At 74.9% G+C, this 24,601-nt stretch carries 20 protein-coding genes; 1 reads left to right on the plus strand and 19 read right to left on the minus strand.

The window, feature by feature from the left end; translation table 11 throughout:
• Window positions 1–124: 124 nt before the first annotated feature.
• From pyk to BKA21_RS02190, 16 genes are all read right to left on the minus strand, one after another.
• On the minus strand, window positions 125–1,561 hold the full coding sequence (pyk, locus tag BKA21_RS02115) for a pyruvate kinase (RefSeq protein WP_140458848.1): 1,437 nt from the start codon (window positions 1,559–1,561) through the stop codon (window positions 125–127).
• Window positions 1,562–1,662: 101 nt separating this feature from the next.
• Complete coding sequence (locus BKA21_RS02120) at window positions 1,663–3,138, minus strand: glutamate synthase subunit beta (protein ID WP_140458847.1); 1,476 nt, start codon at window positions 3,136–3,138, stop codon at window positions 1,663–1,665.
• Window positions 3,131–7,696, minus strand: coding sequence for a glutamate synthase large subunit (gltB, locus tag BKA21_RS02125; protein ID WP_140458846.1), 4,566 nt, complete (start codon window positions 7,694–7,696; stop codon window positions 3,131–3,133). The genes BKA21_RS02120 and gltB overlap by 8 nt, the downstream gene beginning before the upstream one ends.
• A gap of 149 nt (window positions 7,697–7,845) precedes the next feature.
• On the minus strand, window positions 7,846–8,724 hold the full coding sequence (lgt, locus tag BKA21_RS02130; RefSeq protein ID WP_140458845.1) for a prolipoprotein diacylglyceryl transferase: 879 nt from the start codon (window positions 8,722–8,724) through the stop codon (window positions 7,846–7,848).
• The gene (gene trpA / locus BKA21_RS02135) at window positions 8,721–9,557 is read right to left on the minus strand and encodes a tryptophan synthase subunit alpha (RefSeq protein WP_140458844.1); all 837 of its coding nucleotides are present in this window, start codon (window positions 9,555–9,557) and stop codon (window positions 8,721–8,723) included. Before trpA ends, lgt begins: the two co-directional genes overlap by 4 nt.
• Window positions 9,554–10,831: a tryptophan synthase subunit beta gene (gene trpB, locus BKA21_RS02140; RefSeq protein ID WP_140459198.1), complete on the minus strand. Its 1,278-nt coding sequence runs from the start codon at window positions 10,829–10,831 to the stop codon at window positions 9,554–9,556. The genes trpA and trpB overlap by 4 nt, the downstream gene beginning before the upstream one ends.
• 38 nt (window positions 10,832–10,869) lie before the next feature.
• A complete protein-coding gene (gene trpC / locus BKA21_RS02145) occupies window positions 10,870–11,682 on the minus strand; it encodes an indole-3-glycerol phosphate synthase TrpC (protein ID WP_140458843.1) in 813 nt (270 codons plus the stop codon).
• Between the two features lie 148 nt (window positions 11,683–11,830).
• A complete protein-coding gene (locus BKA21_RS20080; protein ID WP_170208990.1) occupies window positions 11,831–12,490 on the minus strand; it encodes a DUF4190 domain-containing protein in 660 nt (219 codons plus the stop codon).
• A gap of 102 nt (window positions 12,491–12,592) precedes the next feature.
• Window positions 12,593–13,042 carry a DUF2752 domain-containing protein gene (locus BKA21_RS02155; RefSeq protein WP_140458840.1) on the minus strand — a complete coding sequence of 150 codons (450 nt, stop codon included), beginning with the start codon at window positions 13,040–13,042 and terminating at the stop codon, window positions 12,593–12,595.
• Between the two features lie 2 nt (window positions 13,043–13,044).
• Window positions 13,045–13,566: a DUF4190 domain-containing protein gene (locus tag BKA21_RS02160; RefSeq protein WP_140458839.1), complete on the minus strand. Its 522-nt coding sequence runs from the start codon at window positions 13,564–13,566 to the stop codon at window positions 13,045–13,047.
• Window positions 13,567–13,636: 70 nt separating this feature from the next.
• A complete protein-coding gene (locus BKA21_RS02165) occupies window positions 13,637–13,942 on the minus strand; it encodes an HGxxPAAW family protein (RefSeq protein ID WP_140458838.1) in 306 nt (101 codons plus the stop codon).
• 125 nt (window positions 13,943–14,067) lie between these two features.
• Window positions 14,068–14,676, minus strand: a complete 609-nt coding sequence (locus tag BKA21_RS02170) for a Trp biosynthesis-associated membrane protein (RefSeq protein ID WP_140458837.1) — start codon at window positions 14,674–14,676, stop codon at window positions 14,068–14,070.
• Window positions 14,673–16,280: an anthranilate synthase component I gene (locus BKA21_RS02175; RefSeq protein ID WP_140458836.1), complete on the minus strand. Its 1,608-nt coding sequence runs from the start codon at window positions 16,278–16,280 to the stop codon at window positions 14,673–14,675. The genes BKA21_RS02170 and BKA21_RS02175 overlap by 4 nt, the downstream gene beginning before the upstream one ends.
• On the minus strand, window positions 16,277–16,723 hold the full coding sequence (gene hisI / locus BKA21_RS02180; protein WP_140459197.1) for a phosphoribosyl-AMP cyclohydrolase: 447 nt from the start codon (window positions 16,721–16,723) through the stop codon (window positions 16,277–16,279). Before hisI ends, BKA21_RS02175 begins: the two co-directional genes overlap by 4 nt.
• 113 nt (window positions 16,724–16,836) lie before the next feature.
• Complete coding sequence (locus BKA21_RS02185; protein ID WP_140458835.1) at window positions 16,837–18,663, minus strand: ABC transporter ATP-binding protein; 1,827 nt, start codon at window positions 18,661–18,663, stop codon at window positions 16,837–16,839.
• On the minus strand, window positions 18,660–20,663 hold the full coding sequence (locus tag BKA21_RS02190) for an ABC transporter ATP-binding protein (RefSeq protein WP_140458834.1): 2,004 nt from the start codon (window positions 20,661–20,663) through the stop codon (window positions 18,660–18,662). The genes BKA21_RS02185 and BKA21_RS02190 overlap by 4 nt, the downstream gene beginning before the upstream one ends.
• Before the next feature lie 76 nt (window positions 20,664–20,739).
• Between BKA21_RS02190 and BKA21_RS02195 the strand changes: the two genes are divergently transcribed.
• Complete coding sequence (locus BKA21_RS02195; RefSeq protein WP_140458833.1) at window positions 20,740–21,387, plus strand: TIGR03085 family metal-binding protein; 648 nt, start codon at window positions 20,740–20,742, stop codon at window positions 21,385–21,387.
• Between the two features lie 68 nt (window positions 21,388–21,455).
• On the opposite strand, the gene hisF is transcribed toward BKA21_RS02195, so the two are convergent.
• The 3 genes from hisF to pafA all read right to left on the minus strand — a co-directional run bounded on the left by hisF (window position 21,456) and on the right by pafA (window position 24,557).
• Window positions 21,456–22,226: an imidazole glycerol phosphate synthase subunit HisF gene (hisF, locus tag BKA21_RS02200; RefSeq protein ID WP_140458832.1), complete on the minus strand. Its 771-nt coding sequence runs from the start codon at window positions 22,224–22,226 to the stop codon at window positions 21,456–21,458.
• Window positions 22,223–23,104, minus strand: a complete 882-nt coding sequence (locus tag BKA21_RS02205) for an FKBP-type peptidyl-prolyl cis-trans isomerase (RefSeq protein ID WP_239072796.1) — start codon at window positions 23,102–23,104, stop codon at window positions 22,223–22,225. The genes hisF and BKA21_RS02205 overlap by 4 nt, the downstream gene beginning before the upstream one ends.
• Before the next feature lie 91 nt (window positions 23,105–23,195).
• Window positions 23,196–24,557, minus strand: coding sequence for a Pup--protein ligase (gene pafA, locus BKA21_RS02210; protein WP_140458831.1), 1,362 nt, complete (start codon window positions 24,555–24,557; stop codon window positions 23,196–23,198).
• Window positions 24,558–24,601 lie beyond the last annotated feature (44 nt).

Below are 24,601 nucleotides of genomic sequence, written 5' to 3' on the forward strand. Positions count from 1 at the left end.
GCCATCGTGGCAGAGCGCGACCACCACCGTGCCCGAACGGCGCACGACCGTCGGGGCACGGGTGCGCCACGACGACGGCCGCCGCCCCGGTGCGGGGCGGCGGCCGTCTGGACCGGGGTCGGCGTCACGCGATGCGCGTGCGCACGACCTCCTCGTCGCCGATCTTGTGCACGACGACCGTGTTCGTCGAGCCGATCTGACCCACCGGCGTGCCGGCGACCACGATCACGTAGTCACCGACCTCCGCCAGGCCGTTGGCGCGCAGCGTCTGGTCGACCTGGCTGACCATGACGTCCGTGCTCTCGACCTCGGGCACCTGGTACGTCTGCACGCCCCAGGACAGCGAGAGCCGGCTGCGGACGGCCTCGACCGGCGTGAACGCCAGCAGCGGGATCGACGAGCGCAGACGCGACATGCGCCGCGCCGAGTCGCCCGACTGCGTGAACGTCACGAGGTACTTCACGCCGAGCGTCTCACCGATCTCGGCAGCGGCCCGCGTGATGGCACCGCCGCGCGTCGAGGGGACCGAGCCGAGGGGGGCGATGCGCTCGCGGCCCAGCTCCTCGGTGCTCTCGATGATCCGCGCCATCGTGCGCACGGCCTCGATGGGGAAGTCGCCGACGCTGGTCTCGCCCGAGAGCATGACCGCGTCCGCACCGTCGAGGACGGCGTTCGCGCAGTCCGACGCCTCGGCGCGCGTGGGGCGGGGGCTCGTGATCATGGACTCGAGCACCTGCGTGGCCACGATGACCGGCTTGGCGTTGCGACGCGCCAGCTCGACCGCGCGCTTCTGCACCAGCGGGACCTGCTCCAGGGGCAGCTCGACGCCCAGGTCGCCGCGGGCGACCATGATGCCGTCGAACGCCTGGACGATCTCCGTGAGGTTCTCGACGGCCTGCGGCTTCTCGATCTTGGCGATGACCGGGACGACCCGGCCCTCCTCCTCCATGATCCGGCGCACGTCGTCGTAGTCCGCCGCGCTGCGCACGAAGGACAGCGCGATGAGGTCGGCGCCGACGTTGAGGGCCCAGCGCAGGTCCTCCTCGTCCTTGTCGCTCATCGCGGGGACCGACACGGCCACGCCCGGCAGGTTCAGGCCCTTGTTGTTCGAGACGGGGCCCGGCACCTCGACGCGCGTGACGACGTCGTTGCCCTCGACCGCGGTGACCCGCACGAGGACCTTGCCGTCGTCGATGAGGATGGGGTCGCCGGGGCTGACGTCACCCGGCAGGCCCTTGAACGTCGTGGAGACGCGGTCCTTGGTCCCCTCGACGTCGTCGGTCGTGATGGTCAGGACGTCGCCGACCGCGAGGTCGTGCTTGCCCTCGACGAACCGCCCGAGGCGGATCTTCGGGCCCTGCAGGTCGACGAGGACGGCGACGGAACGACCCGAGGCCTTGGCTGCGGCACGCACGTTGTCGTACACGCGCTTGTGCACCTCGGTGTCACCGTGGCTGCGGTTCAGACGGGCGACGTCCATCCCCGCGTCGACGAGGGCCTGGACCTGCTCCGGCGACTCGGTGGCCGGACCGATGGTGCAGACGATCTTGGCTCTACGCATGGTTGAAGACTATGCCTTCCTGGTTGTCGGCCTCGGGCCGGACGTCCCGGACCCCACCGGCAGGCTGCCGGTACGCGGGACGTGAGGGGTGAAAGAGGAGGTCAGGGGCGCAGCGCCACGGTGCTCGCCGAGACCGGCGCCGGGAGCTCGGAGGTGCCCGACAGGTAGGCGTCCACCGCTGCCGCCGCGGCCCGTCCCTCGGCGATCGCCCAGACCACGAGCGACTGCCCGCGGCCGGCGTCGCCGGCCACGAACACGCCGGGCACGGACGTGGCGAAGTCGTCGCCGCGGCGCACGAGCCCGCGCTCGGTGAGCTCGAGACCCGTCTGCCCGCTGAGCGTGCCGGTCTCGGGGCCGGTGAAGCCCATCGCGACGAGCACGAGGTCCGCCGGGATGTCCCGCTCCGTGCCCGGGGTGGGCACACGGCGCCCGTCGGGCAGGTACTCGGTGGTGGCCAGGCGCAGCGCGCGCACCCGCCCCTCGGTGTCGCCCTCGCCGCCGAGGAACGCCACCGTCGAGGCGAGGTACGACCGCTCGCCGCCCTCCTCGTGCGAGGACGACACCTCGAACAGGACCGGGTCGGTGGGCCACGGCTGGTGCTCGGGGCGCTCCGTCGGCGGCCGCTTGCCGATCGCGAGCGTCGTGACCGACGCCGCACCCTGGCGCAGCGCCGTGCCCAGGCAGTCCGAGCCGGTGTCGCCGCCGCCGATGATCACCACGTGCTTGCCGGCAGCCGTGAGCTGGTCCGGCACGTGCTTGCCCGCGGCGACCGCGTTGGCCTGGTGCAGGTACTCCATCGCCGGGTGCACGCCGCCGAGGTCCGCGCCGGGCACGCGCAGCGCGCGCGGCACCGTGGCACCCGTCGCCACGACGATCGCGTCGTAGCGGGCCTGCAGCTGCACCCAGGTCACGTCCGTGCCCACCGCGACACCCGGGCGGAACCGGGTGCCCTCGGCGCGCATCTGCTCCAGGCGCCGGTCGATGTGCACCTTCTCGAGCTTGAAGTCCGGCACGCCGTAGCGCAGCAGGCCGCCGATCTCGTCGTCCCGCTCGTACACCGCGACGGTGTGGCCGGCCCGCGTGAGCTGCTGCGCGGCCGCGAGGCCGGCCGGGCCCGAGCCGACCACGGCCACCGTGTGCCCGGTGAGGCGCTGCGGCACCTGCGGCGTGACGAGCCCGCGGTCGAACGCCTCGTCGATGATGGAGACCTCGACGTTCTTGATCGTGACCGGCGGCTGGTTGATGCCGAGCACGCAGCTCGACTCGCACGGCGCCGGGCAGATCCGCCCGGTGAACTCGGGGAAGTTGTTCGTCGCGTGCAGGCGGTCGATCGCGTCGGACCACTGGCCGCGCCACACGAGGTCGTTCCACTCGGGGATGAGGTTCCCCAGCGGGCAGCCGTTGTGGCAGAACGGGATGCCGCAGTCCATGCAGCGACCCGCCTGCTCCTTGAGGTACGGCTGGCCCTCCTGCAGGTGGGCGTGCACGTCCTTCCAGTCGCGCAGACGCACCTCGACCGGGCGGTTCGGCGGGAGCTCGCGCTCCCGCACCTTCAGGAACCCGCGGGGGTCAGCCACGTGCCACCTCCAGGATCTGGTTCCACACGCCGGGGGCGGTCGGGTCGAGACCGTCGGCCTCGGCCTGCGCGAGGGCGCGACGCACCCGGGCGTACTCGGTCGGGAGCAGGCGCGTGAACCGCGCCCGCGTGGCTGCGGGGTCCTCGAGGAGCTGGCGCGCCACGGGCGAGCCCGTCTCCTCGGCGTGCCGGCGCAGCAGGCCCTCGACCAGCGCGGCGTCCTCGTCGTCGAGCGGGTCGAGGGCGATCTCGCCGGTGCGGACCGCGTCGGTGTTGACGAGCGCCGGGCGCAGGTCGAGCACGTACGCCGTGCCGCCCGACATGCCGGCGCCGAAGTTGCGGCCCGTGCGGCCCAGGACCACCACGGTCCCGCCGGTCATGTACTCGCAGGCATGGTCGCCCACGCCCTCGACGAGGAGCGTCGCGCCGGAGTTGCGCACGCCGAAGCGCTCACCCGCCAGGCCCCGCAGGAAGATCTCCCCGCTGGTCGCGCCGTAGCCGATGACGTTGCCGGCGATGACGTTGCGGTCGCTGGACAGCACCGAGCTGCGGTCGGGCCGCACGACGATCCGGCCGCCGGACAGGCCCTTGCCCACGTAGTCGTTGGCGTCGCCGAACAGCCGCAGGGTGACCCCGCGCGGCAGGAACGCACCGAACGACTGTCCCGCCGAGCCCGTCAGGGTCACGTCGATCGTGTCGTCGGGCAGCCCGGCACCGCCGTACCGCCTGGTCACGTGGTGGCCGAGCATCGTGCCGACCGTGCGGTTGACGTTGCGCACGGGAAGGTCGATGCGGACCGGCTCGCCGCGCTCGAGCGCCGGCTCGGCGAGGTGCACGAGCTGGTTGTCCAGCGCGCGCGACAGGCCGTGGTCCTGGTCCTTCACGTGGTGCAGCGCCGAGCCGGGCTTGGGCTGCGGCTGGGCGAGCACCGGCGCGAGGTCCAGGCCCTCGGCCTTCCAGTGGTCGATCGCCGGGCGGGTGTCGAGCATCTCGACGCGCCCCACCGCCTCCTGGAGGGAGCGGAAGCCGAGGCTCGCGAGGATCTCGCGCACCTCCTGGGCGATGAACTCGAAGAACGTCACGACGAACTCCGGCCGGCCGGTGAAGCGGGCCCGAAGCTCGGGGTTCTGCGTCGCGACGCCGACGGGGCAGGTGTCGAGGTGGCAGACGCGCATCATCACGCAGCCCGAGACCACCAGCGGCGCCGTCGCGAAGCCGAACTCCTCGGCGCCGAGCAGGGCGCCGACGACGACGTCACGGCCGGTCTTGAGCTGGCCGTCGACCTGCACGACGACACGGTCACGCAGGTCGTTGAGCACGAGCGTCTGCTGCGTCTCGGCCAGGCCGATCTCCCACGGCGTGCCGGCGTGCTTGAGCGACGTCAGCGGGCTCGCGCCCGTGCCGCCGTCGTGACCCGAGATGAGCACGACGTCCGAGTGCGCCTTGGCGACGCCCGCCGCGACGGTGCCGACCCCGAACTCGCTGACGAGCTTGGTGTGGATGCGCGCCGACGGGTTGGCGTTCTTCGCGTCGTGGATCAGCTGCGCGAGGTCCTCGATGGAGTAGATGTCGTGGTGCGGCGGCGGCGAGATGAGCCCCACGCCCGGCGTCGAGTGCCGGGTCTTGGCGACCCACGGGTACACCTTGTGCCCGGGCAGCTGCCCGCCCTCGCCGGGCTTGGCGCCCTGCGCGAGCTTGATCTGGATGTCGTCGGCGTTGGTCAGGTACTCGCTCGTGACGCCGAAGCGGCCCGACGCGATCTGCTTGATGGCCGACCGCCGGCGCGGGTCGTGCAGGCGCTCGGGGTCCTCGCCGCCCTCGCCGGTGTTCGACTTGGCGCCGAGCTCGTTCATGGCGATCGCGAGGGTCTCGTGCGCCTCCGCGGAGATCGACCCGTACGACATCGCCCCGGTGCTGAACCGCTTGACGATCTCGCTGACCGGCTCGACCTCGTCGATCGGGACGGGTGAGCGCCGACCCTCCTGGAACCGCAGCAGCCCGCGCAGCGTCATCAGGCGCTCGGACTGCTCGTCGACGCGGGCGGTGTACTCGCGGAACACGTCCATCTGCCGCGTGCGGGTGGAGTGCTGGAGCCGGAACACCGTCTCGGGGTCGAACAGGTGCTCCTCGCCCCCGCGGCGCCACTGGTACTCCCCGCCCACGGCGAGGCGCTGGTGGGCCTGTCGGTTGCCGCTCGCCGGGTAGGCGTCGGCGTGCCGCGCGGCGACCTCGGCCGCGATCACGTCGAGCCCGATGCCGCCGAGGCGGCTGGTGGTGCCCGTGAAGTAGCGGTCGACGAGCGCGTGCGACAGGCCCACGGCCTCGAAGACCTGGGCGCCGCGGTACGACGCGATCGTCGAGATGCCCATCTTCGACATGACCTTCAGGACGCCCTTGCCGAGCCCCTTGATGAGGTTGGCGACGGCCTTCTCGGGCGCGACACCGGCGAGGTAGCCGCTGCGCGCGAGCTCCTCGACCGTCTCCATGGCCAGGTACGGGTTCACCGCGGCCGCGCCGTACCCGATGAGCAGGGCGACGTGGTGCACCTCGCGCACGTCGCCGGCCTCGACGACCAGCGAGATCTGCGTGCGGGTGTGCCGGCGCAGGGTGTGGTGGTGCACGGCCGACAGCAGCAGCAGCGACGGGATGGGTGCCAGGTCGGCGTCGGAGTGGCGGTCGGACAGCACGAGGAAGCTCACGCCGTCGGCGACGGCGCGGTCGACCTCGGCGAAGATCTCCTCCAGGCGCTTCTCCAGCGCCGCTCCCCCGCCGTCGACCCGGTACAGGCCGCGGATCGTCGTCGCGCGGAAGCCCAGCGAGGGCTCCTTGGCCACGTGCACGATCTTCGCGAGCTGGTCGTTGTCGATCACGGGGAACGGCAGCATCAGCTTGCGCGCGTGCTCCGGACCGTCGACGAGCAGGTTCGGCTCGGGGCCGATCGCCCCGCCGATCGAGGTGACGAGCTCCTCGCGGATCGCGTCCAGCGGCGGGTTCGTCACCTGCGCGAACATCTGCGTGAAGTAGTCGAACAGCATGCGCGGGCGCTGCGACAGCACCGCCACGGGCGTGTCGGAGCCCATCGCGCCGAGCGGCTCGGCACCCGTCGCGCCCATGGGCGTGAGGATGATCTTCAGCTCCTCCTCGGTGTACCCGAAGGCGCGCTGGCGCCGGCGGACCGAGGCGGACGAGTGGGCGATGTGCTCACGCTCGGGCAGCTGCTCGAGGAACACGGCGTTCTGCTCGACCCACTCGGCGTAGGGCCGCTGCGCGGCGAGCTGGGACTTGATCTCCTCGTCCTCGACGATCCGGCCGCTGCCGGTGTCGACGAGGAACATGCGGCCCGGCTCCAGGCGGCCCTTGGCCACGACGGTGGCGGGGTCGATGTCGAGCACACCGGCCTCGCTCGCGCAGACGACCAGGCCGTCCTCGGTCACCCAGTACCGGCCGGGGCGCAGCCCGTTGCGGTCCTGGACGGAGCCGACGAGCGTGCCGTCGGTGAACGTCATCGCCGCGGGGCCGTCCCACGGCTCGATCAGCGTCGAGTGGTACTGGTAGAACGCGCGCCGCGCCGGGTCCATCTGGGCGTGGTTCTCCCAGGCCTCCGGGATCATCATCATGACCGCGTGCGGCAGGGACCGGCCCGCCAGGTGCAGCAGCTCGAGCACCTCGTCGAAGCTGCCCGAGTCGGACGCGCCGGGCGTGCAGACCGGCATGAGCGGGGTCAGGTCGCCGAGCGCCTCGCTGGCGAGCGTGCCCTGCCGGGCCGCCATCCAGTTGCGGTTGCCGCGGACCGTGTTGATCTCGCCGTTGTGGGCGATCATGCGGAACGGCTGCGCGAGCTCCCACGAGGGGAACGTGTTCGTCGAGAACCGCGAGTGGACCAGCGCGAGCTCGGAGGCGTAGCGCGGGTCCGACAGGTCGGTGAAGAACGGCTCGAGCTGGCCCGTGGTGAGCATGCCCTTGTACGCCAGCGTGCGCGACGACAGCGACGCGAAGTACAGGCCAACCTCGCGCTCGGCGCGCTTGCGCAGGCGGAACGCGCGACGGTCGAGCTCGACGCCCGCGAGCTCGCGGGACGGGTCGGCGACGACGAGCTGGCGGAACACCGGCATGGACGCCCGGGCCGTGGGGCCCACGAGGTCGGCCGTGACCGTGACGTCGCGCCACGCGAGCACGTCGAGCTTCTCCTCCGCGGCGATCGCCTCGACCGCACGCACGACGCGACGCTGCTCGTCCTCGCCGTGCGGGAGGAACGCCATGCCGATCGCGTAGCGGCCGACGGGCGGCAGCTCGGCGTCGACCACGTCGCGCAGGAACGCGTCGGGGATCTGGGTGAGGATGCCGGCACCGTCGCCGCTGTCCTCCTCCGCGCCCACCGCACCGCGGTGGTCGAGGTTGAGCAGCGCCGTCAGGCCGGCGTCCACGATGTCCCGGCCGGGCGTTCCGCGCAGGGTCGCCACGAAGGCGAACCCGCACGCGTCGTGCTCGGCGGCAGGATCGTAGAGGGCATGGCGCGCGGGTGCCGCGAGGGCACCGGGGCCTGCGGGCGACGTCGACATCAGCACCGTCCTCCAGTCCCCGGGGGCGGGGGGAGTTGCGCGAACAGGGGGTACGGGACGCCATCGGCCCTTGGAGAGGCGACGATACCGCCCGGTGTCCGGGACTCCGCACCGCCGCGGATCAGGTCGGTGCGTCCGGTCCGGCCGGATCAGCGGCTGGGCTCGGAGGCCTCCGCCTCGTCGTCCTGCGTCGAGGGGGGTGTCAGCAGGACGGTCGTCTCACGTCCGGGGTTGCGACGTCCGACCACGACGAACGCTACCAGCGCTCCGAGGCCCACGATGAGGGACGTCCAGACGTTGAGTCGCAGGCCGAGGACCGTCTCGGCGGGGTCGATGCGCAGCAGCTCGATCCACAGGCGACCGACCGTGTACGTCATGACGTACAGCCAGAACACGCGGCCGTGACCGAGCCGGAACCGGCGGTCCAGCCAGACGATGAGCGCTGCCGCCGCGAGGTTCCAGACCATCTCGTACAGGAACGTCGGGTGGAACAGCGTGCCGGGGTCGTAGCCGGCCGGCAGGTGCGCGTCGTCGATGCGCAGGCCCCACGGGAGCGTGGTGGGACCGCCGAACAGCTCCTGGTTGAACCAGTTGCCCAGCCGGCCGATCGCCTGCGCGACGAGCAGCGCCGGGGCCACGGAGTCCGCGAACGACGCGAACCGCACGCCGGCCCGCCGGCAGCCGATCCAGGCGCCGACCGCACCGAGGGCGACCGCACCCCAGATGCCGAGCCCGCCCTCCCAGATCGCGAAGGCCTTCCAGGGGTCGCCGCCCGGGCCGAAGTACGCGTCCGGCGAGGAGACCACGTGGTAGAGCCGCCCGCCGACGATGCCGAACGGCACCGCCCAGAAGACGATGTCCAGCACCGCCTCGGGGTCGCCGCCGCGCTCCTTCCAGCGCCGCTGCGTGATGACCACGGCGACGACGATGCCCAGGAGGATCGCGATCGCGTACGCGCGCACCGGGAACGGCCCGAGGTGCCACACGGACTGCGACGGGCTGGGGATCTCGGCCAGCAGGGCGTTCACCGGGCGCTCCGCCGGGCGCCGCGGACACCCGCGGCCAGGCCTGCCGCGGCCGTGGCCAGCGCGTCGAGGCCCGCCGTCGGCGTCGCCGCCTCCATCAGCGGGCGGACCAGCGCGGACCCGACGATCACGCCGTCGGCGTACGCGGCGACCTGCGCGGCCTGCTCGGGCGTCGAGACGCCGAGGCCGACGCACACCCGTCGGGCACCGGCGGCACGGGTGTCCGCCACGAGCTGCTCGGCCCGGGAGCCGACCGTCGCACGCTCGCCGGTCACGCCCATCGTCGAGGCGGCGTAGACGAACCCGCGGCTCGCGGCCGTGGTCGTGACCAGCCGCTCGGGCGTGGAGCTCGGCGCCACGAGGAACACCCGGTCCAGGCCGTGGGCGTCCGACGCGGCGGTCCACTCCCCCGCCTCGTCGGGCACGAGGTCCGGGGTGATGAGGCCCGCGCCGCCGGCGGCGGCCAGGTCGCGCGCGAAGGCCTCGACGCCGTACCGCAGCACGAGATTCCAGTACGTCATGACCAGCACCGGGGCGCCGGCGTCCGCGACCTGCTCGACGGCCACCAGCGTGTCGCGCACGCGGGTGCCGCCCTGGAGCGCGACATCGACCGCCCGCTGGATGAGCGGTCCGTCCATCACGGGGTCGGAGTACGGCATGCCGAGCTCGACGACGTCGACACCGGCCTCGACCATGGTCCGGACGGCCTCGACCGAGCCGGGCACCGTCGGGAACCCGACCGGCAGGTACCCCACGAGCGCGGCGCGGGGCTGCTCGCCGGACGCCAGGGCGTCCAGCCGGTCCCCGGTCACCGAGCGCACGTCCGTCACGCTCACAGCTGCTCCCCCTCGTCGGCCTTGACGACCGGCTCGTCCTCGATGAGCCCGAACCAGGCCGCGGCGGTCGCCACGTCCTTGTCGCCGCGCCCCGACAGGTTCACCAGCAGGACCGGCTCGCGGTCCTGCACGCCCCACGACCCGACCTGCGGGCCGAGCCGGATCGCGCCGGCCAGCGCGTGCGCGGACTCGATGGCCGGGATGATGCCCTCGGTGCGGCACAGCAGGCGGAACGCCTCCATGGCCTCCGCGTCGGTCACGGGCAGGTACTCCGCGCGGCCGATCTCGTGCAGCCACGCGTGCTCGGGGCCGACGCTCGGGTAGTCCAGGCCCGCCGAGACCGAGTGGCTGGGCAGCGTCTGCCCGTCCTCGTCCTGCAGCAGGAAGCTGCGCGCACCCTGCAGCACGCCCGGCGAGCCGCCGGAGAACCGTGCGGCGTGCCGCCCCGAGGCCACGCCCTCGCCGCCGGCCTCGAACCCGAACAGGCGCACCTGCGGGTCGTCGAGGAACGCGTTGAAGATGCCCATGGCGTTCGAGCCGCCCCCGACGCAGGCCGCGACCGCGTCGGGCAGCAGCCCCGTCTCGGCGAGCAGCTGCTCGCGCGCCTCGGCGCCGATGATCTTGTGGAAGTCACGCACCATCTCGGGGAACGGGTGCGGCCCGGTGACCGTGCCCAGCAGGTAGTGCGTGCTCTCGACGTTGGCGACCCAGTCGCGCAGCGCCTCGTTGATCGCGTCCTTGAGCGTCCGCGAGCCGATGGTGACGGGCACGACCTCGGCGCCGAGCAGGCGCATGCGGGCGACGTTGAGCGCCTGGCGGCGGGTGTCCTCCTCGCCCATGTACACCGTGCACTCGAGGTCGAGCAGCGCAGCAGCCGTGGCCGTGGCCACGCCGTGCTGGCCGGCGCCGGTCTCGGCGATGACCCGGCGCTTGCCCATCCGCTTGACCAGCAGGGCCTGGCCCAGGACGTTGTTGATCTTGTGCGAGCCGGTGTGGTTGAGGTCCTCGCGCTTGAGGAACACGCGCACGCCCTCGCCGACGTGGCGCGCGAACCGCGGCACCTCCGTCAGGGGGCTCGGCCGCCCGGTGTACGTGCGGTGCAGGCGCTCGAGCTCGTCGGCGAACGTCGGGTCCGCGAGGGCCTTGTGGTACGCCGTCTCGAGCTCGTCGAGCGCCGCCACGAGCGCCTCGGGCACGAACCGGCCGCCGAAGTCCCCGAAGTACGGGCCCTCGTGCGCACCCAGCGTGCCGCCCCCGCGCAGCACGTCACGCATCCGCAGCGTGCCTGCCGCACGCCCGACCGGTGCGGCGGTCACTGGCGCACCGCCCGCAGCGAGGGGTGCGCACCGGCGGCGACCAGGTCGGCGACCGAGCGGCGCGGCGCGTCGTCGGTGACGAGCGCCTCGCCCACGAGGACCACGTCGGCACCGGCCCGGGCGTAGTCCATGACGTCGAGCGGCCCGCGGACGCCGGACTCGGCGACCTTGACCACGTCCGACGGGATCGACGGCGCCACGCGGGCGAACGTGCCGCGGTCGACGTCGAGCGTCTTCAGGTCACGGGCGTTGACACCGATCACCTGGGCGCCGGCGTCGACGGCCCGGGCGACCTCCTCGGTGTCGTGCACCTCGACCAGGGCGGTCATACCCAGGGAGTGCACGCGCTCGACGAGCGACTCCAGGACCGTCTGCTCCAGCGCCGCCACGATGAGCAGGACGAGGTCGGCGCCGTGGGCCCGGGCCTCCCACACCTGGTACGGGGAGACCACGAAGTCCTTGCGCAGCACGGGGATCTCGACCCGCGCGCGGACGGCGTCGAGGTCGTCGAGCGAGCCGTTGAACCGGCGCTGCTCGGTGAGGACCGAGATCGCGACCGCGCCGCCCTTCTCGTACTCGGCGGCCAGCGCCGCGGGGTCGCTGATCGCGGCGAGCGCGCCCTTGCTCGGGCTGGACCGCTTGACCTCGGCGATCACGGTCACGGCGTCCGCGGCCTTGAGCCGGGACACGCAGTGCACGGCGGACTCCCGGCGGGTCGCACGCTCCTTGAGCGTGGCCAACGGGGTCGCCTCCTCCCGGAGCGCGAGGTCCTCACGGACCCCCGCGACGATGTCGTCCAGAACGGTCATCGACGGCTCATCCCCTTCGCCCGGTCGGTGCGGCGCGGCGGTTCGCCCCGGTTCCCCCTGTCCGGGCGCCACCGGGTCATCGTAGACGCGACCTGCGGTGCCCCCGTCCACGGCCCGGACCATGGACGGGGGCGTCACGCCGGGCGCGTCAGTACGAGGAGGTCCCCTCGACCGCCACGCCGATCACGACGAGCGCGATGAAGCCGACGACGGCCAGGACGGTGAGGGCGACGGAGACCCAGCCGAGGACGATGCCCGCCGTGGCCATGCCGCCGTTGTTGGCCTCGCCGGCCTCGACGGCGCGCTTGGCCTTGTTGCCGAGGATGATCGCGGGGATGCCGGTGAGGAGCAGGCAGCCCAGCACGAAGCCGGCCAGGCCCAGGACCAGCGACCAGACCGCCAGGTCGTTGCGGGGGTACGCCTGCACGTACCCGCCGCCGGCGTACGGCGGAGCACCCGTGTACGCCGGGGCGCCCTGCGGGGCCGAGCCGTACGCGGGGGCCGCGCCGTAGGCCGGGGCCGACCCGTACGCGGGCGCGGTGCCGTACGGCGAGGCGGGGGCCTGCGACGCGTCCGGCGCGGGGGCGGCAGGAGCGCCGTACGGGGCGGTCGGCGCCGGGGGCGGCGGCACGGCCGGCGTCCCCGCGGCGCCGGTCTCGGGCGCTGCGCCGGGTGCGGCGGTCGGCTCGGGAGCGGCGGGCGCCCCGGGTGCCGCAGGCGTGTCCGAGGCACCCACCCAGGGCGCCTCCTGGCCGTAGGGCGCGGGGGTGCCCTCGTTGCTGGGCACGGGCTCGGTCGGCTGGGTCACGGTGTCCTCCTCGGACGGGTGGGTCGGGTCGACGCCCGGTCGGGACGCCGCGGGTCGCGGGGGCCGAGGGCCGGCGGGTGGCCGCCGGCGCGGTCGGTCGGGTCAGACGGGTGCGAGGTACGGGACGAGGGCGGGGACGTTGCGCAGGACGGCGAACCCCACGACCACCGCGAGGAGCGCCCACGGCAGCCAGCCGGGCGCGGCGGGCACCGGGCGGCCCCGGGCCGCGAGCACGAGCCAGCGCACCCACGCGGCCAGCAGCAGGGGGACGACCAGCACCCACAGCGGGTTGGCCTGCCAGGCCCCGACGAGGTCGAGGTGGGCCAGGTCGTGCGTCGCCCGCAGGCCGCCGCAGCCGGGGCACCACACGCCCAGCAGCAGCACCGACGGGCAGATGCCGTAGCTCAGCGGCTCGTACGGCGAGCGCACCGCCACCAGGACGACGGCGGCCGCCGCGGCACCGCCGAGCACGAGCGGCAGCCGGGTGCGCGCCCACGGGCCGCCGCCGTCGCGGGCGACGGGCGGGGTCGCGGGAGCGCTCGTCGCGTCCATGGTCAGGGCTGGGGCACCTGGCCCTGCTCGGCGAGCGAGGTCACGTAGTCGATGTAGCCCTCGATGCCCCCCTGCTCCGAGACCACCATGGCGAAACCGACGACCATGTACAGGCTCGCGAGCACGCCGACGACGCCGAGGATCAGACCCGCCAGACCCATGCCGCCGTTGGTGGCCAGGCCCTGGGCGGTCGCCCGACGCGCCTTGACGCCGAGCACGATCGCGACGGCGCCGAGGGGCAGGCCCAGCGCCAGGCAGCACAGCACGACCGAGGCGATGCCGAGCACCAGCGACCAGACGCCGAGGCCGTTCTTCGTCGGCGCGACCCCGTACCCGGCGACCGGGGAGCCCGGGACCGCGGGGGCGGCGGGGTACGGCTGCTGCGGGCCGGTCACCGGCGTCGGCTCCGGACCGGTCCCGGCGGGGTACGGCGTCCCGGTCGGCGGGACGCCGGTCGCGGGCGTCCCGGAGGTCGGGCCGTCCGGCTGCTGGTACGGGTCGCGCGGCTCCTGCGGGGTCGACATGCGGTCCTCTCGGGTGCGGTCGGCGCTCGCTGCGCGAGCCCGTCGGTGGGGGCCCAGGCCCTCGGTGGCGTCAGTGCCCGCCGCGGCGGGCCTGACGGGCGAGGGTGGCCGCGCCACCCTGGCCGTGGCCGAGGACCTGCAGCACCTTGCCGAGGACCATGCCCCCGACGGTGACGGCCATGCCGACCCAGAACAGCCAGACCATCGCGAAGGCGACGCCGAGGGCGGCCACGACGGAGCCCGCCACGACCGTCCAGGTGGTCACCCACGCCGCGAGCGTGCGGCCGTGGTTGGTCGGCGGGGCGCTCGGGGGCAGGTGGACCGTCTCGGTGCGGGTCACGTGCTGGGCGCGGTGGGCGAGGGAGTGGTCGCTCATCAGAGATGGTCCTTCGTGCTCGGTCCTGGCGGCCACCCTATCCGAGTCCCGGTGCCGTCGCGCCCGCCGCCCAGGGCCTGGCCAGGCGCGACGTGGCACCGCCGGCCGCGGGCCCCGCCGGTGGCTCAGGCCGCCCCGTCGCCCCGGCTCGGGTCGTCGCCGCGGCTCAGCGCGTCCCAGTCGTCGCGCTCGTCGGGCGCCTGCCCCACGGGGCGCGGCGTGCCGGCGGCGGGTGCCTCGTGCCGGGTCGAGGCCGGCAGCCACGCGGCCGACGCCCGGGCGAGCCCGCCGGCCAGCAGCACGAGGCCCGCACCGACGGCCGCCGCGACGACGGGCCACGCGGTGACCCGGGCCTGCGGCGCCGCGGGCACCACGCCCGTCGCCTCGGCCACGGCGGCCGCCGCCGGGCCCGACGGGTCCGCCAGCACAGCGCCGGCCGAGGCCGCCACCAGCACCCCGGCCAGCACCACCACACCCACGACGACCCAGCGGCCGACCCGCCCCACGAGGGCGAGCGCACCCGCGCAGGCCAGCAGGACCAGCGCGCCCGCGACGGTGCCCGGGGCCGCCACGGCACCCGGCACCGCGAGCGCGACGTCCCCGTCGACCGGTGTGCCCGCCGTGGCCAGCACCCATGTCGGCAGCGCGAGCGCCCCGACGACGCCCGCGGCGGCGAGCACGGCGACGACCCACCGGCCGCGGCCCGGTCGGCGCGGCGCCGGGGCGGTCGTCACGCGTCCCGGCGCAGCCGCGCCGCGACCTGCACCGCGCGCACCGCCGCGGCGGCCTTGTTGCGCGACTCCGCGTACTCCAGCGCGGGCACGGAGTCGGCGACGATCCCGCCGCCCGCCTGGACGCTCGCCCGCCCGCCCCGCAGCAGGGCCGTGCGGATCGCGATGGCCATGTCCATGTCGCCCGCGAAGTCGAAGTACCCGACCGTGCCGCCGTACACGCCGCGGCGGGCCGGCTCGATCTCGTCGATGAGCGCGATCGCCCGGGGCTTGGGCGCGCCCGACAGGGTGCCCGCGGGGAACGTCGCGACGAGCGTCTGCAGCGCGGTCGCCCCGGCGCGCAGCCGGCCGACGACGGTCGAGCAGATGTGCATGATGTGCGAGAAGCGGCGCACGGCCATGAACTCCACGACCTCGACGCTCGTCGGCTCGCAGACCTTGGCCAGGTCGTTGCGCGAGAGGTCGACGAGCATGATGTGCTCCGCCCGCTCCTTGGGGTCGGCGAGCACCTCGTCCTGCAGGGCGCGGTCCTCCTCCGGGGTGGCGCCGCGCGGGCGCGACCCCGCGATGGGGAAGGTCGTGACGTGCCCGTCGGTGACCTTGACGAGGGTCTCCGGGCTGGAGCCGACGACCGCGAAGTCCTGCCCGTCCGCGTCCTGGAGCGCGAGCAGGTACATGTACGGGCTCGGGTTGATGGTGCGCAGCACCCGGTAGACGTCCAGCGGGGGCGCGGGGCAGTCCAGGTCGAGGCGCTGGGACAGCACGACCTGGAAGACCTCGCCGTCGCGGATCGCCTCCTGCCCGCGACGCACCGCGGCCTCGAAGTCCTCGCGGCTGGTGCGGAACTCCAGCTCCGGCTCCGGCAGCGCCGGGTCGAGCACGGACGTCGCCGGGGGCGCCGGGGTGCGCAGGGCCGCCTGCATCGCGTCCAGGCGGGCGACCGCGTCGGCGTGCGCCTCGTCGACCCGCTCGTCGGTCGCGTCGAAGTTGATGGCGTTGGCCACGAGCCACACCGAGCCGTCGCCGTGGTCGACCGCGGCGAGGTCGGTCGCCAGCAGCAGCGCGACCTCGGGCACCCCGAGCTCGTCGGGCGCCACGGCCGGCAGCGTCGGCTCCCAGTGCCGCACGACGTCCCAGCCGAGCACACCGACGAGCCCGCCCGTCAGCGGCGGCAGGCCGGGCACGGCCGGCGTCGCGAGCACGTCGAGCGTGCGGCCGAGCACGTCGAGGACGTCGCCGGAGGTCGGCACGCCGACGGGCACGTCGCCCGACCACACCGCCCGCCCGTCGCGGACGCTCAGGCTCGCGCGCGAGCGCACGCCGACGAACGACCAGCGGCCCCACGACCCGTCGGACTCGGCGGACTCCAGCACGAACGTGCCGGGGCGCCCGTCGGCGAGCGTGCGGTACAGGCCGACGGGCGTGACGTCGTCGGCGAGCAGGCGGCGCACGACCGGCACGACGCGGCGGTCGGCGGCCAGCGTGCGGAAGTCCTCCAGCGCGGGCCACGTCGCCCCCCAGGCGAGCCCCGCGGGCGTGGCGACGGGTGCGGCCGGGGCCGTCGGGTCCGTCGGGGAGGGTGCGGCGTGGACGGAGGGGACGCTCACCGGGTCGCTCCTGCGGGGTCACGGTCGGACGGGGTCGGGTCGGACGGGGTCGGGTCGGCGGCCGCCCCGGGGCGATGCCCGACGACCGCGGTCAGGGTCCCGCCGGCCTCGAAGCACGTGCGGGTCCCGGTGTGGCAGGCGGCGCCGACCTGGTCCACCTGGACGAGCAGCGCGTCACCGTCGCAGTCGAGCGCGACGTGCTTGACGTGCTGGGCGTGCCCCGAGGTGTCGCCCTTGCGCCAGTACTCCTGGCGCGAGCGGCTCCAGAACGTCACCCGCCCGCTGGTCAGCGTGCGGCGCAGGGCCTCGTCGTCCATCCAGCCGACCATGAGGACCTCACGGGTGTCGTGCTGCTGCACGACCGCGGCGACCAGGCCCGCGTCGTCGCGGCGCAGGCGCGCGGCGACGGCGGGGTCGAGCGACGGGGCAGGGTCGGACGGCACGGCGGCCGGGGCGGGGTCGGCGGTGGGCACGCGACGATCCTGCCACGCGCGGCGCCGCCGCCCGGTCCCCGTCCGCACCCCTGCCCGCCGCGGGCGGGTCGCACCGGCACAGGTCAGCGCGTCTGCGCGACCCAGGCGGCGTGCATGCCCGCGTAGTGCCCACCGGCGCCGACGAGCTCGTGGTGGGTGCCGACCTCGACGACCTGCCCCGCGTGCACCACGACCACGAGGTCCGCGGCCTCGGCCGTCGACAGCCGGTGCGCGATCGTGATCGTCGTCCGGCCGCGGGCGAGCTCGCGCAGCGCCCGCGCGATGCGGACCTCGTTGACGGGGTCGACCGCCGACGTCGCCTCGTCGAGGAGCAGCAGGTCGCCGTCCGCGAGCCGGGCGCGCGCCAGTGCCACGAGCTGCCGCTCCCCCGCCGACAGCAGCTCCCCGCGCTGGCCGACGGGCGTGCCCAGCCCCAGGGGCAGCTCGGCGACCCAGGCGTCCAGCCCGAGCTCGGCCACGACGTCGCGGACCGCGGCGTCGACGTCCCCGCCGTGGTCGTCGCGCAGCCCGTAGGCCACGTTCTGCGCGACCGTGCCGTCCAGCAGGAAGCCCTCCTGCGGGACGAGCACCACGCGGCGGCGCAGGTCCGCGCCGCGCACGCGCGTGAGGTCCACGCCGTCCAGGCGCACCACGCCCGTCGTGGGGTCCATGAACCGCGCGACGAGCTTCGCGATCGTCGTCTTGCCCGAGCCGGTGGCCCCGACGACGGCGACCGACGCACCGGCGGGCACGTCGAGGTCGACGTCGCGCAGCACGGGCGGACCGCCGGGGTAGGCGTAGCCGACGCCGTGGAACGAGACGGACGCCGGGCCGCGCGGGCTCGGGACGCCACCGTCCTCGGGGTCGTGCACGTCGACGGGCGTCTCGAGCACGCCGAGCACGCGGCGCCAGCCGGCGACCGCGTTCTGCAGCTCGTTGAGGATCTCGGTGGCCATCTGCACCGGACCGGTGAACAGCTGGACGAGGAAGAGGAACGCGAGCACCCGCCCGACGCTGAGGTCCCCCGCGACGCCCAGCCACGTGCCGGCCACGACGACGACGGCCAGCACGAGGTTCGCGACCAGCACGCCCGAGGAGAAGACGACCGAGACGAGGTTCTGCGCGCGCACCATCGCCCGGCGCGTGCCGTCGACGGCCGCGTCGATGCGCCGCTGCGTGCGCTCGGCCACGCCGTACGCGCGGATCGTCTCCGCGCCGACGACCGCCTCCGACACGGCGCCCAGCATGGCGCCGTACCGCTCGCGGACGGCCCCGTACCGGCGGTTCACCCCGCGCTGCATCCGCGGCAGGACCAGTGCGAGCGGCACGAAGCACGCCCACACCAGCAGCGTCAGCTGCCACGAGTAGACGGCCATCAGGACCGTCGCGACACCGATCTGCAGCACCGAGACCAGCAGCATGATGCCGCCCCACTGGACGAACATCGAGATCGTGTCGACGTCCGACGTGACGCGCGAGACCAGCGACCCGCGCCGCTCGGTGCTCTGCGTGAGCACGGACAGGTCGTGCACGTGCCGGAACGCGCGGGTGCGCAGCGTCAGCAGCCCGGACTCGCTGGACCGGAACAGCCGGATGTTCACCGCCGCGGAGCAGGCCGCGCCGACCAGCAGCCCGACGGCCGCGAGGCCGACGGACGCCGCGACGCGCGCGGTGTCGACGCCGCCACCGGCGAGGATGCCGCTGTCGACGGTCTGCTGCACGGCGATCGGCACCAGCACGCGGGCGGTCGCGGCGAGCACGGCCAGGCCCAGGGTCACGACCGCGCCGTCGAGCAGCTCGGGCGAGACCTGCACCCCGCGGCGCAGCGTCGCCATGACGCCCAGGTCGCTGGTCGCGGACATCCGTCCGCTCTCGCCCCGCTGGGCCGCCGTCGGTCCGGTCCCGCTCATCGCCGCTCCCCCGCCGCCTCGTCGGTCCTGCGCTCCCCGTGCCCCGGGGGCGGGTCGGCGTCGGCGTCCACCGCGTCGGCGTCCGCGCGCTCCCGCTCGCGGCGGGCGGTCTCCTCCTCGTAGGCCGTCGCCAGGTCGCGGTAGCCCGGGTCGCGGGCCAGCAGCTCGGCGTGCGTCCCGCGGTCGACCACGCGCCCGCCCTCGAGGTGCAGGACCTCGTCCGCGAGCAGCACCGACGACATCCGGTACGCGACGAGCAGCACCGTCGGGTCGCCGCCCTCGCCGGCGCCGTCGCGGCCGTCGTCGTCACGGCGCAGCCCGGTGAGGATGGCCCGCTCGATGCGCGGGTCCACCGCCGAGGTCGCGTCGTCGAGGACGAGCACGCGCGGCCGGCGCACCAGGGCCCGCGCCAGCGCGAGGCGCTGACGCTGCCCCCCGGACAGGTTCGCACCCCGCTCGCCCAGGGGCGCGTCGAGACCGCCCGGCAGGGCTCGCACGACGTCCTCGACGTGGGCGGTGCGCAGCGCGTCCCACACCTGGGCGTCCGTGGGCGCCCCGGGGTCGCCGGCGTCGGCGAGCGTCACGTTGCCCCGCACGGTGTCCTCGAACACGAACGTGGCCTGGCTGACGAGCGCGACCTGCGCCGCCAGGTCCGCGGCGTCGACGTCGCGCACGTCGCGCCCGTCGACCTCGACAACGCCCTCGCTCGGGTCGGCGAGGCGGGCGACGAGGCCGACGAGCGTCGACTTGCCCGACCCGGTCGGCCCGACGACGGCGACGGTGCGCCCCGCGGGCACGTCGAGCGCGACGTCCTCGAGCAGGGTGACCTCGCCCTCGGCCGTGGGGACGCGCACGACGACGTCGCGCATCGTCACCCGGGCGCCGGGGGCGCTCGCCGGCAGGGCCAGCGCACCGTCGCGCGGGGCGCCGCCGGCGTCGAGGACCCGCGCGATCCGGTCGTGGCCGACCAGCCCGCGCGGCAGCTCACCGAGCACCCAGCCGAAGGCGCGCACGGGCACCGCGAGCACCGTGAGCAGGTACGCGGCGGCCACGACGTCACCGGTGCCGATCGCGCCCGCGGACACCCGCAGCGTGCCGACCAGCAGGACGAGCAGGGTGCCGAGGTTGGGCAGCAGGTCGATGACGGGGTCGAAGACGGCGCGCACCACACCGACGCGCACGTTCGCGTCCCGCAGCGCGGCGGCCCGCTCGGTGAAGCGCGCGCCCTCGCGGTCCTCCGTGCCGAGGGACTTCACGAGGGTCGCCGCCTCGAACGACTCGTGCGCGATGTCGGCGACCTCCGCACGCAGCTGCTGGGCCCGGGTGATGGCCGGGCTCATCCGCCGCTGGAACACCAGGTTCGCCACCACCGCGAGGGGCAGCACCACGAGCGCGGCGAGCGCCAGCCACACGTCGGTGCGCAGCAGGGCGACGGCCGCGACGCCGATCATCACCACGACGCCGAGCGCGAACGGCAGCGGGTTGAACACGCCCGTCGCGGCCTCGACGTCCGAGCCCGCGTTCGACAGGAGCTGGCCGGTGGGGTGGCGCCGGTGCCACGACATCGGCAGCCGCAGGTACTGGCGGGTGACGGCGCGCCGGTGGTCCGCCTGCAGGCGGGCCACCCCGACGCCGGCGAGGACCCGGCGCAGCGCCACGGCCACCGCGAGGCTGACCGCGACGAGCGCGATCGCCGCGCCCGCGAGCCAGATCTGCCCCCGCGCCGACGCGGACCCCGCGATGGCGGGGACGACGACCTGGTCGGTGACCCGGCCCAGCACCTGGCTGACGGCCACGGTCAGCGCACCGAACGCCGCCGACGCCCCGATGGCGCCCGCGTACGTGCCCGGGTGCGCGCGCAGGCCGCGCCACACGAGGGCGACGGAGCGGCGGGCCACGGAGCCGCGCAGCGCCGCAGAGGTGGTCGGTGACGGTGCGCGGGCAGGCACAGGCAGCACTCCTCGGTCGGAGGTCGTGGGTGGGGCGGGCGGTGCCGTCATCCTCTCACGCGGTCCGTCGGCGGCCGGGAGCCGGACCGGCGACGCCGGGGGCCGCGACGTGGCAGCATCGGGCCCCATGACCTGGCACGCGACCGAGCGGGCACGCCTCGCCGAGGCCCTGACCGCCGCCGGACCCGACGCACCGACCCTGTGCGCGGGGTGGCGCAGCCGGCACCTCGCCGCGCACCTCGTGGTGCGCGAGCAGGCCCCGTCGCTCGGCGCGGGCGTCGTCGTCCCCGTGCTGACGGGTCGGCTCGACGAGGCGATCGACACCCTCGCGGCCGACGCGCAGGACGCCGACGGCTACGCGGCGCTCGTCGAGCGGTTCGCCACGCCGCCCCCGCGGTGGTCGCCGGTGTCCTGGGCGGGCGAGCTGATCAACGTGACGGAGTACTTCGTGCACGGCGAGGACGTGCGGCGCGGCGCGGGCCCCGTGGGTGCGCGCCCGGTGCCCGACGAGCTGCGCGACCGCCTGTGGTCGCAGCTCGTGGCCGTGGCGCCGCTGCGTCTGGCCCGCCTGGGCGTCGGCGTGGTGCTCGTGCGCCCCGACGGGGTGCGCCGGCGGGTCCGCTCGCCGCGCGCCGGCCACGGTGCGGTCGTGCTGCGCGGGGAGGTCGGCGAGCTCGTCCTGGCCGTGTCGGGCCGGCTGCAGGCGGCCCACGTGCAGGTCGAGGGCGACGAGGCGGACGTGGCACGCGTGCGCGAGGCGCTCAGCGGCCCCTGACCGCTGCCGCCTCTGACGGCTGCGCGCCCGGGACGCCCGACGCGCCGCGAGCGCCCGCACGCGCGGGGTCAGCGGACGACGACGCCCGCCTCCCGCAGCGCGTCCTTGACGGCGCCGACGGTCAGCGTGCCGAAGTGGAAGACGCTGGCGGCGAGCACGGCGTCCGCGCCGGCCCGGGCCGCCTCGACGAAGTGCTCGACGGTCCCGGCCCCGCCGGACGCGATGAGCGGCACCCGCACCTGCGAGCGCACGTCGCGCAGCATCGGCAGGTCGAACCCTGAGGTCGTGCCGTCGGCGTCCATCGAGTTCAGCAGGATCTCCCCCGCGCCGAGCTCGGCCGCCCGTGCGGCCCAGGCGACGGCGTCGATGCCGGTGCCCCGACGGCCGCCGTGCGTCGTGACCTCGTACCCCGAGTCCGTCCGGGTGCCCTCGCCGGTGCGGCGGGCGTCCACCGACAGCACGAGGACCTGGCTGCCGAACCGCTCGGCGATCTCGCTGATCAGCTCGGGGCGTGCGATCGCGGCGGTGTTGACGCCGACCTTGTCGGCCCCGGCCCGCAGCAGCCGGTCGACGTCGTCGGGCGAGCGGACGCCGCCGCCGACGGTGAGCGGGACGAACACCTCCTCGGCGGTGCGTCGCACGACGTCGTAGGTGGTCTCCCGGTCGCCCGAGGACGCCGAGACGTCGAGGAAGGTGACCTCGTCGGCGCCCTCGCCGTCGTACCGGCGGGCGAGCTCGACGGGGTCGCCGGCGTCGCGCAGGTGCTGGAAGTTCACGCCCTTGACGACGCGTCCGGCGTCGACGTCCAGGCACGGGATGACGCGCAGCGCCAGGGTCATGATCCGCCTCCTGCGGGTGCGCCGGTCGCGAGGATGTCGATGACGAACACCACGGTCTGCCCCGACAGCTCCTCGGCGTCGGTGACGCCGAGGGGGTACGACGGCGGCACGACGAGCATCACCTGGGAGCCGGTCGGCTGGTCGACGAGCCCCTCGGCCCACGCCTGCACGTCCGACAGCAGGAACGACACGGGCAGCCCGCGGGTCCAGGACGAGTCGAACTGCTCGCCGGTGTCCCACGCGAAGCCCGAGTACTGCACCGTGACGACGTCGCTCGCGCGGACCTGGGCGCCGGTGCCCCGCACGAGGGGGCGCACGAGCAGGTCGGCCGGCGGCTCGGTGCCCGCGGGGGCGAGGGTCGGCTCGCCGTTGCCCGCGAGGGTGACGGTCGGCATCCCCTCGGTGGGCGGCACGGCCTCGCCGACGGCGCGGGTGGGCAGCACGTCGAGCACCGTGACGGTCGGGTAGTCGGCGCCCGAGCCGCCGGGCGCCACCTGGAGCAGGCGTGCGCCGACGTCCTGCCCGCGCAGGGTCTCGTACAGGTCGGTGCCGAGGTCCTCCTCGGTCAGCAGCCGCGGCGTGGGGCTCGTGGAGTAGCTCTCCTTGACGAGCGTCGCGTCGGTGGCGTTCTCGAGCAGGAAGTCGATGAGGACGGGGGCGCCCTCCACGAGCGCGTCGCCCGTGCCCGGCCAGATCGTCTCGCGGTAGGTGTCCGTGACGGCCAGCGGCGTCAGGTACGTGACCGTGGGTGCGACGCCCGGGTCCCCCGTCACCGTCACGTCGGGGTCGGGCGCGGCGACGTCTCCGCAGCCCGCGACCACGAGGGCCACCAGCACACCGAGCACACCCCACCGGCGGGCACCGGTCACTCGCGCCACGCCCAGCCCTCCTGTCGACGACCCCGCGCCGCCCCCGGGCGGGTGCGGCGCGGCCTCACTGTACGTGCCCGCGGGAGGCCCGGACGTCACGTCACATGGACTCGATCAGTCGGTCCACGCGCTCGTCGACGGCCCGGAACGGGTCCTTGCACAGCACGGTGCGCTGGGCCTGGTCGTTGAGCTTGAGGTGCACCCAGTCGACCGTGTAGTCGCGCCGGGCCTCCTGGGCGGCACGCACGAAGTCGCCGCGCAGCTTGGCACGGGTCGTCTGCGGCGGCACGGCCGTGGCCTCGAAGACCTCCAGGTCGGTGGTGACGCGCTCGACCAGCCCGCGGGCGGCCATGAGGTTGTACAGGCCCTCGGTGCGGGAGATGTCGTGGTACGCCAGGTCGAGCCGCTGCACGCGCACGTCGCCCAGGTCGAGGCCGTGCTTGGCGCGGTAGCGCTCGATCATGCGGTGCTTGATGACCCAGTCGAGCTCACGGTCGACCAGGCCCAGGTCGCCGGTGCGCAGCGCGCGCAGCCCGCGCTCCCACAGGTCGAGGACCTGCTTCGTCTCCGGCGACGGGCCCAGCTCGGACCCGACGAAGTCCGTGACGCGCGTCAGGTACTCCTCCTGCAGGTCCACCGCCGTGACGGTGCGCCCCGACGCGAGGGTCACGGGCTGGCTGCCCGTCATGTCGTGGCTGATCTCCCGGATCGCGCGGATGGGGTTCTCCAGCGCCATGTCCCGCATGGGCACCCCGGCCTCGATGAGCCGCAGCAGCAGGTCGGTCGAGGCGACCTTGAGCATCGTCGTCGTCTCCGACATCGACGAGTCGCCGACGATCACGTGCAGGCGCCGGTAGTGCTCGGCGTCGGCGTGCGGCTCGTCGCGCGTGTTGATGATCGGCCGCGAGCGCGTCGTCGCCGACGACACGGCCTCCCAGATGTGGTCGGCGCGCTGCGAGAGGCAGTACACGGCGCCCCGGGGCGTGGCGAGGACCTTGCCCGCGCCGGTGAGCACCTGCCGGGTGATGAGGAACGGCACGAGCACGTCCGACAGTCGGGCGAAGTCCCCCTGGCGTCGCACGAGGTAGTTCTCGTGGCAGCCGTAGGAGTTGCCGGCCGAGTCGGTGTTGTTCTTGAACAGGTGGATGCGCCCCGGCAGCCCCTCGTGCTCGAGGCGCTGCTGGGCGTCGGCGACGAGGCCCTCGAGGATCCGCTCCCCCGCGCGGTCGTGCGTGACGAGCTGGCGCCAGTCGTCGCACTCGGCGGTCGCGTACTCGGGGTGGGAGCCGACGTCGAGGTACAGCCGCGACCCGTTGCGCAGGAACACGTTCGACGAGCGCCCCCACGCCACGACCTTGCGGAACAGGTACCGGGCGACCTCGTCGGCCGACAGGCCCCGCCCGTCCTGCGCCGCGCAGGTCACGCCGTACTCGGTCTCGAGCCCGAAGATGCGCCGGTCCATGCGCCCTCCCCTTCCGTCGACGGTGCCGTCCTGCCGGGCGACGC

The organism is Cellulomonas oligotrophica (genome assembly GCF_013409875.1).
Lineage (GTDB): Bacteria > Actinomycetota > Actinomycetes > Actinomycetales > Cellulomonadaceae > Cellulomonas > Cellulomonas oligotrophica.